Source organism: Aquibacillus rhizosphaerae (assembly GCF_030282825.1).
GTDB classification, from domain to species: Bacteria; Bacillota; Bacilli; order Bacillales; family Amphibacillaceae; genus Aquibacillus_C; species Aquibacillus_C rhizosphaerae.
On record NZ_JASTZU010000012.1, the window covers coordinates 49,245 to 61,292 of the forward strand.

At 36.0% G+C, this 12,048-nt stretch carries 11 protein-coding genes and 1 pseudogene; 9 read left to right on the forward strand and 3 right to left on the reverse strand.

Annotation, left to right across the window (positions count from 1 at the left end):
- Window positions 1–74 precede the first annotated feature (74 nt).
- The 5 genes and pseudogenes from QQS35_RS02005 to QQS35_RS02020 all read left to right on the forward strand — a co-directional run bounded on the left by QQS35_RS02005 (window position 75) and on the right by QQS35_RS02020 (window position 3,500).
- Entirely contained in the window at window positions 75–764 is a 690-nt protein-coding gene (locus QQS35_RS02005) for a TetR/AcrR family transcriptional regulator (RefSeq protein ID WP_285930090.1), read from the forward strand.
- Window positions 765–1,131: 367 nt separating this feature from the next.
- Window positions 1,132–1,800, forward strand: coding sequence for a hypothetical protein (locus tag QQS35_RS02010; protein WP_285930091.1), 669 nt, complete (start codon window positions 1,132–1,134; stop codon window positions 1,798–1,800).
- Window positions 1,801–2,288, forward strand: a pseudogene (locus QQS35_RS22875) (alpha/beta hydrolase).
- 314 nt (window positions 2,289–2,602) lie between these two features.
- A complete protein-coding gene (locus tag QQS35_RS02015) occupies window positions 2,603–2,881 on the forward strand; it encodes a J domain-containing protein (protein ID WP_285930092.1) in 279 nt (92 codons plus the stop codon).
- Window positions 2,874–3,500 (forward strand): hypothetical protein, encoded by a 627-nt coding sequence (locus QQS35_RS02020; RefSeq protein WP_285930093.1) that lies wholly within the window; start codon window positions 2,874–2,876, stop codon window positions 3,498–3,500. The genes QQS35_RS02015 and QQS35_RS02020 overlap by 8 nt, the downstream gene beginning before the upstream one ends.
- 318 nt (window positions 3,501–3,818) lie before the next feature.
- Here the strand turns inward: QQS35_RS02020 and QQS35_RS02025 are convergent, their stop codons facing one another.
- From QQS35_RS02025 to QQS35_RS02035, 3 genes are read right to left on the reverse strand one after another with little or no spacing between them, the layout of a single operon-like run.
- On the reverse strand, window positions 3,819–3,971 hold the full coding sequence (locus QQS35_RS02025; RefSeq protein WP_285930094.1) for a hypothetical protein: 153 nt from the start codon (window positions 3,969–3,971) through the stop codon (window positions 3,819–3,821).
- Window positions 3,946–5,916 (reverse strand): SH3 domain-containing protein, encoded by a 1,971-nt coding sequence (locus tag QQS35_RS02030; RefSeq protein ID WP_285930095.1) that lies wholly within the window; start codon window positions 5,914–5,916, stop codon window positions 3,946–3,948. Before QQS35_RS02030 ends, QQS35_RS02025 begins: the two co-directional genes overlap by 26 nt.
- Window position 5,917: 1 nt before the next feature.
- Window positions 5,918–6,505: a hypothetical protein gene (locus QQS35_RS02035; RefSeq protein WP_285930096.1), complete on the reverse strand. Its 588-nt coding sequence runs from the start codon at window positions 6,503–6,505 to the stop codon at window positions 5,918–5,920.
- Between the two features lie 583 nt (window positions 6,506–7,088).
- Between QQS35_RS02035 and hpf the strand changes: the two genes are divergently transcribed.
- From hpf to prfB, 4 genes are all read left to right on the forward strand, one after another.
- Entirely contained in the window at window positions 7,089–7,646 is a 558-nt protein-coding gene (hpf, locus tag QQS35_RS02040) for a ribosome hibernation-promoting factor, HPF/YfiA family (RefSeq protein WP_285930097.1), read from the forward strand.
- Between the two features lie 272 nt (window positions 7,647–7,918).
- Window positions 7,919–8,146 (forward strand): hypothetical protein, encoded by a 228-nt coding sequence (locus tag QQS35_RS02045; RefSeq protein WP_285930098.1) that lies wholly within the window; start codon window positions 7,919–7,921, stop codon window positions 8,144–8,146.
- A 193-nt stretch (window positions 8,147–8,339) separates the two neighbouring features.
- A complete protein-coding gene (gene secA, locus QQS35_RS02050) occupies window positions 8,340–10,850 on the forward strand; it encodes a preprotein translocase subunit SecA (RefSeq protein WP_285930099.1) in 2,511 nt (836 codons plus the stop codon).
- A gap of 76 nt (window positions 10,851–10,926) precedes the next feature.
- Window positions 10,927–12,028 (forward strand): peptide chain release factor 2 gene (gene prfB, locus QQS35_RS02055; protein ID WP_285930100.1). Its coding sequence is split into 2 segments (ribosomal slippage): window positions 10,927–10,998 and window positions 11,000–12,028, totalling 1,101 coding nucleotides; the frame shifts between segments, so codons are not numbered across the junction.
- Window positions 12,029–12,048: the final 20 nt, after the last annotated feature.

Here is a 12,048-nt window from a genome sequence, read left to right on the forward strand (position 1 = left end):
TCACTACTTTGTAAATAAACCTTTGTATTTTAATATATGAGCATTATCAGCAACTTGTTTTTGAACGTGCTTTTGTGGTTGGATTAGACCGTAACCTGCCACCTTATGAACGTTTTGCTAAACAATTTCAAGTTCAATTTGAGGGGGTATTAGAATATAAATCGTACATGAGAATGCATATGCGTAGTGAATCCGCTCAAAATAGTGAAAAGCTAAAAGGATTAGGACATCGTATGAGAGGACGATTATTTAGCTGGATGGAACAAAATTTAATTGATTTATATGGAGAAGATATTGGGCCATACAAATGGGATTTAATGTGGATGACACAGTCAATTTATACGTCATACACAGGTCTCATGACTTCTTCTGAGGATGAGGATCAGATCTCCCCACAAGAGCTTGGTAAACACATCGTAAGGCAGGTTGACATCCTTGCGAATGATTTTCTATCAGGAAAAAGCACACCTCTTTTAGATGAAGAGATAATGCGTCCATTTTCCGTAGGGATGGATCAAGCGGGAGCCTTTACATCTTTCGAGAAAAGAGAAAAAGCCTGGGAAGCACTTTATAAAAGCATTCATGAGCTAAATAACTCACAATATTATATTGCCATAACAGACCGGATCTCAGAAGAATCGAGAAAATCAAAACCTGATGAGATTGTGATGAAAGGATTGTTTCATTTATTGAAAGAGGAAGAGATGCTAGAGGCAAAAGCACACATATTAGAACAACAAATACTTCCAGAAACAAAACATTAAAAAAGTTTCTTTCCTTTAGTGTGTGCCCTAAATGCAAGATGCGTTGCAGTACCGGCACCGGACGTGGACTTCTTTTCCAACTAGCGGCAAACTCAATGTATGCTCCTTTCTTTCAACCTAAATAAGTAGCGGTATGTCTTAATTACATTTCAGTTGCTCAACGGCGTAACGGAGTTTTTAAACTACCCATGATCAATTAACTGCTTTCGATGAACCCACTTTATCTAACTAACCTAAGACATAATACACTTTAAAATCTTACCAAAATACGCAGTGTACCATTGCAGGAATATTATAGTGCTAATTAAGAAACATCTGAATAGGGATTCTTATATCATTAGAGTTAACAAAACAGGAGGAGAGTTAATTGGATACATTCCTTTTCAGCTTTTTTACAGTTGCCTATATCGTTCTATTTGTTTTAGGACTATTACTATTTAGAACCTACCACATACAGAGTATATTGTTACTTTTACCTGTAATGGTTGGGCTTATCTATGACAACGGAATTATTGCTATTGGGCGATACATAGGAGCAGGAACTTTATTAGAAGGATTAAACCTTGCTCGCTTTTGGATACATGCATTATTCACTCCCATGCTCGTTCTATATGCTTGGAAAACACTTGAACAAGGAGAAGTCTTATGGGCTAAGCAATCTTTAGGGCGTATATCTGCCTTTTTATTAACCGTATCATTGGTGCTGATAGAACTTTTCACTGAAGTATTCGGACTTAATTTAGTGGCAAGTGTTGAATACGGTGTACTAAGTTATAGTTCAAACGAAATATCGAACGGACCTCCCATCATGGTATTAGGTGTATCACTCGTATTGTTTATTGCTTCTATTATCATCTGGCGGAAACAAAAATGGCCGTGGTTTTTCGTGGGTTCCCTCTTAATGATTATCGGAAGCGCTGTGGGGTTACCGATAGAAAGTGGAGCAGTTATAAACTTTTTCGAAGTAGCGTTAATCAGCTCCTTGCTTTGTACAGCCTACTTTCAAAATAAAAGGGGGACCAGAAAAACAGGATAATTGGCTTATTTTCAAGCCAGAAAGGGATTCGAAAACGGGGATCATCTATATTCAGAAGCGAAGGTGGAGCCAGAAGCCTATAGTTATATCGGACATCAGCTTTCTGAACAGGGCTATCTCGTGGGAATTCCACAAATGCTCTTTAATTTCCCTATCCTTGACACGAATAAGGCAAATGAGATTATTGACAATTATTCATCTATTTCTCATTGGTTTATAGGGGGGGCGTTGGGAGGTGTTTCAGCAGCAAACTATGTCTACAATTACCACAAGAAGCTAGCGGCCTTATTTTGTTAGGGGCTTACCCGACAGAAGATACCGACTTTTCAAACACTCAACTCCCAAAACTTTCTATTTATGCTGAACATGACGACCTTACAACACTTCACGATATTAAAGATACACGGAACTTACTGTCAAAGTCCGTGGTTTTCTATCAAATCGACGGGGGAAATTGTGGCTTTGAAAAAAAGTTCGATAATTTATAATAAAGTCTGATCATTTATAAAAAAGATTGATAATTTGTAATAAAGTTTGATCAAAATCCTGTATTAATTAAACAAGATTTTTCTTTTTTGCTCTTGTTGATACTAAAACTCTCTAGAATGGTATTCAATTAAAGGTCCAGATTGTGGAGTACTCTTGTATTGCGTAGTAGACAATTACTGCGCAGTAAGAATCTTCAATTTTAGGTGTCGTTTTGAGAAAAGCACGTAAAAGTACATAAATGGGATTGTTTTGCCGAAAATAACTATCATTTTTCTCGTACATTATATAGAATAGTGAAAATATAGGGGGAGAAATGTCTAATTTACAAAGTTTAAAAGAGGAATTAAACCTTAACGGTGACCATTGCGAAATCAGAAAAGGATTAATAAAAAAAATGAAGGAACTCCATCCAGATAATAATAGTGGAAATTTTAAAAATAATGAGGAGAAATTATTATTTACTAAGTTAAGTGAAGCTGTTGAAGAGATTGATGACATACCAAAAAATGAATTATCAATTATAAAAACCTTAGATATTGTGACTTTGGCAAATAGTCTATCTATTACCAACCAAAAGGTAAGACATGAATGATAAGTTAGAAAAAAATATTGAAACATTTTATTCTAACTACAAGTCAAGTCATAATTTACCTAAGTTTTCACTTACAGCAGTATCTACTGTATTTAGTATTATTTGGTTATTCCCTAGTCAGATAAGTGAACATCCAATATTGGGAAGTCTTATTGAAGACTATAGTACCTATTTTAATATATTATGGTTCTATTCTATAATGTTAACAGTGGTATTTTGGATTAGTATATATCAAAGAGAACAAAAACAAAAAACGTTTTTATCAATGGTAAATACAGAATCATATCAAAATGAGATGTTTAGCAATTTTATTAGGAAACATCAACACCTTCAGCGTCAATATAATGAAAATAATTTACTAATATCTAAGGAACAATTCATTAACTATTTAATTGGCGAAAGGTCCTATAATAAGTCTCGTAGTCGTTTTTTCTTTTTTCGTCCTCGTGAATTAGATATTGTAGTTGCCCAAAGTATTACAGAAATTGTATTTAGTAGAGCTGAAGAAAAAGGAATAATAAAGAAAATAGATACGAAGAGCCTCTTGGATCAATATGAAATTGAAACAGAATTCTTAACGACTTTTAATGATAGGAATCCCGAATATGAAGCTCAATAAACCATGTTTACGTACGTCATTTTCTTAATCTAAAATCTTTCTCATATAGGAGTAGCCTTATATTTTTTACCCTCACAAATAAATACTCTTATTAATGCTTATGTCTAAAAAGAATACCTAACTAAACAAAGCAAATGCTGAACAGTACAACGATACTATTCAATAGATTCATGATATTCTAACAAGCGAAAAACCCTAGTGCAATTTTTAATGATAACAGATGTCGATTTCACTTCCATCAACTCAACTTACGGAATAGTGAATTGTGAATAGAAGCCCTTGTTGATAAAATTAAAATAAGGCTTCTATTATTTTTCCTTAAAGATTCCAACTAAAAAGGCAGCCAACTGGCTGCCTCTCTTGACGTACGCTATAAGCTACAATACTAACAACTAATAGTAAAATAACAATCGTATATACTACTAAATTAATAAGACCCAATCCATCATTCCATAACCTTAACAATCTCACTACTAATCCACCCGATATCGCCTTGCTCATTCTCAATCTGTAACCAAACCCGACCTTCATCATCTACCAGTTCATTATCCTGGTAAACTAATACATCCCTAGCACCAACAACAGAGAGAATGTCACTATCTAATGATGCTTCCGTTCTTACATTCGCATATTCTGTAGTAATTTGATAATTTGTAACTGGTGCATCAGTGGTTTCTGTTGTTCCAGTTTCCTGAGAACCGTTTAACCAGCTCCAATCCTGTACCTGCTCTTTCCCATACTGATAGAGGTCAGGGCCGACAATATAACCTCCTGTGATCAATCCAGCACTAATAATTCCTGCAATAAGTTTCTTTTTGTGATTACCTATCCATTGGAAAGAGTTTTTGTTCCATGGCCATAAAGTACGTTTCCAATAGGATTTTTTTAGGTAAGCAGATAATTCGTCTTGCTGAGCTAAACTATTGTCTATGTTAATTAGTGCTTTTAGTTGTTTACGGTTTAATGAGATATCTTCATCCTCATCATCTTCATCATCTGTTTCAATTGTCAGATTGAACACATCTTCAAGTAAAGAGCCAATCAAAACAATCGATTTGTGTTCTTCAAAAAAAGCCGCTCGAGATTCCGGTCTTTCCCCAATATATAAACCATAGGTCTGTACGCGTTCATCAACACGGATAAAATAATGAAAAAACATAAGACCATCTTTTACCTTTTTCCTTCGCAAGGCTTCCTTCATAAATCGAATGGTAAGTTCACTCATGGAATGAAATCCTTGTTGCTTTACATCACTATCAAGTATGTAAAGATATAATTCTTCAAATAATTGTTTTGTTGTGGTATAAAAATTATCGATATGTCCATTTTTGTATTCTTCCAATAATGCTTCCTGATAGCTTATGTAATAATACAGATGGGATAAATAGATGGCAGATTTCCCATCTTCAATTTCGAGTCTTGCACTAATTGGGTTATTTTTCACATATTGAAACAGTTGCTGTGACACTTTGATAGCTTCTTGCCATTGCTTGTATTGTAGTAAATTGCGAATACCATGCGTTGTTTTTTTGATCCAGTCAACAAATTCCGTTTTTTCCTGCTCTGTAATCGTAAGTTGATAGCTAGGTGTTAGTAAAGCAAGACCACTGAAAGTTAATCGTTGTGTGGCAAACTGATCATTCACACGCATAATCGTCCCACCATATAAAGCCATAATAGCTAATCTATAATGGACTTCAAGGTCTTGCAAAAAGGAATTAAAGGAATCTATATAATAATTCCAGCCATTAATCACCTTGCCCATTGATTGGCTGATTTTCGTTTCACTATCATCACCAATAAGAGCACCAACACCAGCTCCTGCAAAAGGTATTCCAACCATCATACCGAATACGGAAGCAGCCCCTTTGATAATGGACTTACCCTGCTTATCACTCTTAACCTGATCCATAATGAGAGCATGTTGCCCTATTTTATCGGTATATTGTTTTAAGGCGTTTGTCAGTTTATTAATTTGAAGTAATATGCCTTGTCGGATTCCATTGAAAAAAGGAGAAGGATACCGGTAGCGTAAAAATATCTCTCCATATTCACCTTCGGACATCGATGTAATAAACTGTATGTAATCTGCTTCAAGTTCATCGAAGCTTAGTGCTGTTTGTAAATCCTTTGATACTTTTCCAGGATCGGTATATTCAAAAAACTTACGTGTATAACGTTGTTGATCTTCTCTTGTCGGTTTATCTGGAAATGTATCTTCCAGTTCACTTAGAGCCTCATATCTATAGCGCAGTTGGTCCCAGACACGGTCCATGGCATTATTAGTAATATGATCGACATAGGCAACCACTTCTTCCGAACACGGTTGAGACATATGCTTCTTCAAGTCATTCACGATTAAGTCATATTCTTTTGCAGGTTCTTTAAAATAGCTTTCTAGTTTTGATACTCCCATATTAGAGGAACTCCAATACATCAAGTGCATCGGTTCCGTCCATTGCTGTACCTAAATCTGCACTTGAAAATTGTGATGCAACAGTTTCAATTTCGCTAAAATGGTTTTGTAAATCAAAATCAGTCCCATAATTCCCACTATTTACGAAGGAAGAATCAATCGTCATTTGGCTATCTCCGATTACACTGTTGTTAGAGGAGCTGAATATAGTGCCTCCGCTTGGAGCAACAAAATCAACGCCATCTCCAGTAAAGTTAGGCTGCATCGTACCAATATGTTCCCCGTTTTGGTAATAATTTTCTTGTCCAAAAATAGAAGGCCTACTTGTAATATCGTTTTCAATCCCTTGAAAGTCTACAGTTATTCCACCTTCTACATTGTCTCTAACATGGGCTGTTTCTCCATATCCAAAATGAGCTGTTTCTCCGCCACCAGCATGAGGCATTGTTTCCATTATAGTATTACCATTGATATCAACAACAGAACTCCCTTGAAAAAGGTTTTCTTTCACATAATACGTCTCAGACATTGGTGCAAAGGGCGTGTCTTCTTCGAATAAAGCATTCATAAAATCAGAACCATAATTCAATATCATCACCTACTCGATATAAAATAGTTATAAAGACATGTGCCAATTATATCATATTTTTTTGTCGAAAAAGTATCGAATTTAAGTGAATGATAAGGAAATAGGTTTAATGAATTTGGCGACTCTACTAAAGGCTTATATAATAGTGTTGAGGTAAGCGAATCTTGTTGTTAATTGATTGATAATAGATGGGAAAGATCGAGGCGAATAACATTTAAAGAAGGTAGTACATTCATGGGCTGTAATCTGTGTTATTTGAATTCGAATCAGGTCTATTCTTGATTACATTTTTATAGTTGCCAATACACCATGATAAAGTAAATGTACTAATTTAGAGCCAAACATTTTAATCAAATGTAAATTATGTAAAACTTCTAACAACTTTGTGTCAAATCCATTGACAAATGTTAAAAATTTATTCGTTTAAGAAGGAATTAGACAGGGTATCATAGAATATAAGTACATAAGCATAAAAGTACTTGGTAAACCAAGTCTTTAGTAAGCTGAATGCTTAGTTAGCTTATACTATCATTAGAATTACTTTTCAAAAACTTTGATAGTACAAAAAAGGAGGACACTTTTTATGAAGTATAACATCCGTGGTGAAAATGTTGAGGTAACAGGTTCTATTAAGGAATACATCGAGAAAAAAGTGAGTAAGTTAGAAAGATATTTTGATACTCCACCAACATCCGATGTAAATGTTAATATAAGTGTCTACAACGATGAGCAACAAATTGAAGTAACAATCCCAATGGTAAATTTATTACTTCGTGCAGAAGAACGTCATAATGACTTATACGCTGCTATCGATCTTGTAGTTGATAAACTTGAACGTCAAATTAGAAAATATAAAACAAAAGTAAATCGAAAAGCACGTCAAAGTGGTGCACCAAAGCACGTATTTGCGGAAATGGAAAGAGAAGCTTTAGCCGTTGAAGAAGCTGAGGAAGATGATGAAGGCTTTGATATTGTTAGAACAAAACGGTTTGATTTAAAACCAATGGACTCTGAAGAAGCGATTTTACAAATGGATATGTTAGGACACGCATTCTATGTATTCACAAACGCTATTTCTGGTAACACAAATGTTGTTTATCGTCGTAGAGACGGACGCTATGGTTTAATTGAACCAAGCTAATATATGAAAAGATAAGGTGATTCCACAATGTGGGGTCACCTTTTACGTTTTGGCTGGGACTTTACTGTTAAAAAAACTTTCTCTACCAAGTTCTAAATAGTATTATTTAAGCATTTTTCAAACGATGACAATCTACAAAAGCATAGCTTGTCCTATTAAAATGATTTTTCCATTCAAGCTTTGTATTTAATTCAATCATTTTGTTGATTCGCTAGTTATTTTTAGACGTGTTATAAATGGATAACGGGTTTAAAAAAAGGAGGCGTATTCTTATGACCAATGATGAGATAGATTATGATTCTATTTATCGAAAACTTGATCAGCATGAACAAACAATCTCGCAATTAGTAGCAATCATTGCTGTGAACAATAGAAAGATAAATGAATTAAATCGAAAGCAGATTAGCTTAGAGCAATTAGCACAATCCTCTTATCGCTCCCTCCATGTTAATCCTGCTAAGCAAGCACCTCTAGTCTCTATGAATACGCCCCAGAAATAAGCAGCTCATCCCCTGAGCTGCTTATTTATTTTAAAGAATACTATCGCTGTTAGGTTTTCTTGTCATTGCTAGGTGCTAGTGTTATTATTAACCTTGGAAATATAAATACAAAAGTACGTAATTAAGTATAATAGAGATTAGATTTTAGTTTAAAATTTTTAATATTTTTAAATAGAACAGAGGAGCGTTTAACATGCGTGGATTACTAAAAAAAGTATTTGGGGATGGCAACCAACGCCAACTCAATCGTCTACAAGAAGTAGTAGAAGAAATTGAAGCGCTGGAGCCTAAATTTGAGCAGTTATCAGATGAGGCATTAAGAAGTAAAACAGAAGAATTTAAAAAACGTTATCAAGATGGGGAAACACTTGATGACTTAATGGTGGAAGCTTATGCAGTAGTTCGTGAAGGTGCAAAACGTGTTTTAGGTATGCGTCCTTTTCCGGTACAACTACAAGGTGCTGTTGCTTTACATGAAGGTAATATTTCTGAAATGAAAACAGGGGAAGGTAAAACCCTTGCTTCAACAATGCCTGCGTATTTAAATGCTTTAACTGATAAAGGTGTCCATATTATCACAGTGAACGAATATTTAGCAGACCGTGATGCGCGTGATATGGGTCAACTTTTTGAATATCTTGGACTAACTGTTGGGATGAATGGCAACAGTATGACAAAAGAGGAAAAAAGAGAAGCCTATTTAAAAGATATTACGTACGGTACAAACAATGAGTTTGGTTTTGATTACTTGCGTGACAACATGGTGTTATACAAAGAACAAATGGTACAACGTCCATTACACTTTGCGATTATTGATGAGGTTGACTCGATCTTAATTGATGAAGCAAGAACACCATTGATTATATCTGGTTCGGCTAGAAAATCAGCAAGTATGTATCAACAAGCCAATTCTTTTGTACGTACATTGAAAAACGAAGATGACTATACATTCGATGAAAAAACAAAAGGTGTACAACTTACCGAAGAAGGTATGAACAAAGCAGAGCGTGCTTTTGGAATTGAAAACCTGTTTGATTTAGATAATGTGACATTAACACACCACATTAATCAAGCGTTAAAAGCACATGTATCGATGCATCGTGATACCGACTATGTAGTAGAAGAAGATCAAGTTGTTATTGTTGACCAATTTACTGGTCGTCTAATGAAAGGTCGTCGTTATAGTGATGGCCTACACCAAGCGATTGAAGCAAAAGAAGGCTTGCAAATTCAAAACGAAAGTATGACGCTCGCATCGATTACATTCCAGAACTTTTTCCGTATGTACGATAAACTAGCTGGTATGACTGGTACAGCGAAGACAGAGGAAGAAGAATTTAGAAACATTTACAATATGGATGTTATTGCCATTCCTACGAATCGCGAAATTGTCCGTGATGACAAGGCTGATTTAATTTATAAATCAATGGAAGGTAAGTTCAGAGCGGTTGTTGAAGAAATTAAGCAACGTAATGATAATGGCCAACCTGTTCTTGTTGGTACGGTTGCCGTTGAAACATCTGAGCTTATTTCAAAATGGTTGGATAAAGCTGGCGTGAAGCATAACGTATTGAACGCAAAGAACCACTATCGTGAAGCTGAAATCATTGAAAACGCTGGTCAAAGAGGAGCAGTTACGATTGCAACAAACATGGCTGGTCGTGGTACAGACATTAAACTTGGTGATGGTGTCATTGATCTTGGTGGTTTAGCTGTCGTTGGTACAGAACGTCACGAATCACGTCGTATTGATAACCAGTTAAGAGGTCGTGCTGGTCGTCAAGGTGACCCAGGTGTGACACAGTTCTATCTATCAATGGAAGATGAACTGATGCGTCGTTTTGGCTCTGACAACATGAAAGCAATGATGGAACGACTGGGAATGGACGACACTCAACCGATTGAAAGTAAAATGGTATCACGTGCTGTTGAATCGGCTCAGAAACGTGTGGAAGGTAATAACTTTGATGCTCGTAAAACAGTCTTGTCTTATGATGATGTTCTGCGTCAACAACGTGAAATTATTTATAAGCAGCGTTTTGAGGTTATTGATTCGGAAAGCTTACGTGAGATTATTGAAAAAATGTTACAAACAACGGTGGAACAGATTGTTAAAACCCATACGATGGATGACGATGAAGATAAGTGGGAAATTCAGTCTATTCTAGATTATTTATATGCAAATCTATTGGAACAAGATGATATTTCTGGAAATGATCTTAAAGGCAAAGAGCAAAATGAAATCATTGACGTGATTATGGAGAAAATCAAGCTTAAATATGATCAAAAAGAGATCGACTTAACTCCAGAACAGATGAGAGAGTTTGAAAAGGTTATATTACTTCGAACTGTGGATACGAAGTGGATGGATCACATCGATCAAATGGACCAATTACGTCAAGGTATTCACCTACGTGCTTATGGACAAAATGATCCATTACGCGAATACCAGATGGAAGGCTTCGCAATGTTCGAGCAAATGATTGAATCGATCAATGAGGAAGTTTCTAGATACGTAATGAAAGCACAAGTTCGCGAAAATCTTCAACGTGAAGAAGTAGTGAAAGATGCCAAAGCCGTATCTGGTGGAGAAGATAAGAAACAAAAAGTAAAACGACCATATGTGAAATCGGATGATGTTGGACGTAACGATCCATGTCCATGTGGGAGCGGTAAAAAGTATAAAAATTGCCACGGACGTTAAGTGAGTGAAGACACTTCCAAGCTGGAGGTGTCTTCCATTTTTAAAGTAGTTAGCAAAATTTTAATGAGGTGAAAGCATGGAATTAGGAGAAATTAGACAAGAATTAGAAAATATAGCTGGACGTTTAGCTGACTTTAGGGGGTCTCTTTGACTTAGATGAAAAGAGAGCTCGCATTGCAGAACTAGAAGAAGAAATGAGTGATCCATCTTTTTGGGACAACCAACAGGAAGCACAAAAGGTGATTTCTGAGGTTAATGGATTAAAAGATTTAGTCCAAACGTTTGATAAGCATGGGGAAAGCTTGGAAAACTTAGAGGTTTCCTATGAATTAGTAAGAGAAGAAAATGATGAAGAACTCCGCGAAGAACTGGAAACAGAAGTGAACGAACTGACGAGTGCACTGAACCAGTTTGAGTTATTTATGCTTTTAAGTGAGCCGTATGATAAAAATAATGCGATATTAGAATTACACCCTGGTGCTGGTGGCACAGAGTCACAAGACTGGGCAAGCATGTTATTACGTATGTACACACGCTGGGCGGATGCTAAAAACTTTAAGGTCGAAACAATGGACTACTTACCTGGGGATGAAGCAGGAGTTAAAAGTGTGACATTATTGATCAAAGGTCACAATGCTTATGGCTACTTGAAAGCTGAAAAAGGTGTACACCGTTTAGTAAGAATATCTCCATTTGATTCTTCAGGACGCAGACATACATCATTTGTTTCATGCGAAGTAATGCCTGAATTAGATGATGATATTGAATTAGACATTAGAACAGAGGATCTTAAGGTTGATACATATCGTGCAAGTGGTGCAGGTGGTCAGCACATTAACACAACGGACTCAGCTGTTCGTATTACACACGTACCAACCAATACAATTGTGACGTGTCAGTCGGAGCGTTCACAAATTAAAAACCGTGATCAAGCAATGAAAATGTTAAAAGCAAAGCTATACCAATTAGAAATTGAAAAACAACAAGCAGAGCTAAACGACATTCGCGGTGAACAAAAAGAAATCGGCTGGGGCAGCCAAATCCGCTCCTATGTATTCCACCCGTACTCGATGGTGAAAGACCACCGTACCAATCAAGAGGTAGGAAATACAAACGGCGTCATGGACGGAGACCTAGACCCATTCATCGACGCATACCTGCGTTCGCAGATGAATTAATCTTAAGATGAGACTTTCTG

What these genes read in the sequence shown, in the direction of transcription:
- QQS35_RS02015 (WP_285930092.1), top strand. Translation starts at nt 2,603, where the DNA reads ATGTCTAATTTACAAAGTTTAAAAGAGGAATTAAACCTTAACGGTGAC.
- QQS35_RS02020 (WP_285930093.1), top strand. Translation starts at nt 2,874, where the DNA reads ATGAATGATAAGTTAGAAAAAAATATTGAAACATTTTATTCTAACTAC.
- QQS35_RS02030 (WP_285930095.1), bottom strand. Translation starts at nt 5,916, where the DNA reads ATGGGAGTATCAAAACTAGAAAGCTATTTTAAAGAACCTGCAAAAGAA.
- hpf (WP_285930097.1), top strand. Translation starts at nt 7,089, where the DNA reads ATGAAGTATAACATCCGTGGTGAAAATGTTGAGGTAACAGGTTCTATT.
- QQS35_RS02045 (WP_285930098.1), top strand. Translation starts at nt 7,919, where the DNA reads ATGACCAATGATGAGATAGATTATGATTCTATTTATCGAAAACTTGAT.
- secA (WP_285930099.1), top strand. Translation starts at nt 8,340, where the DNA reads ATGCGTGGATTACTAAAAAAAGTATTTGGGGATGGCAACCAACGCCAA.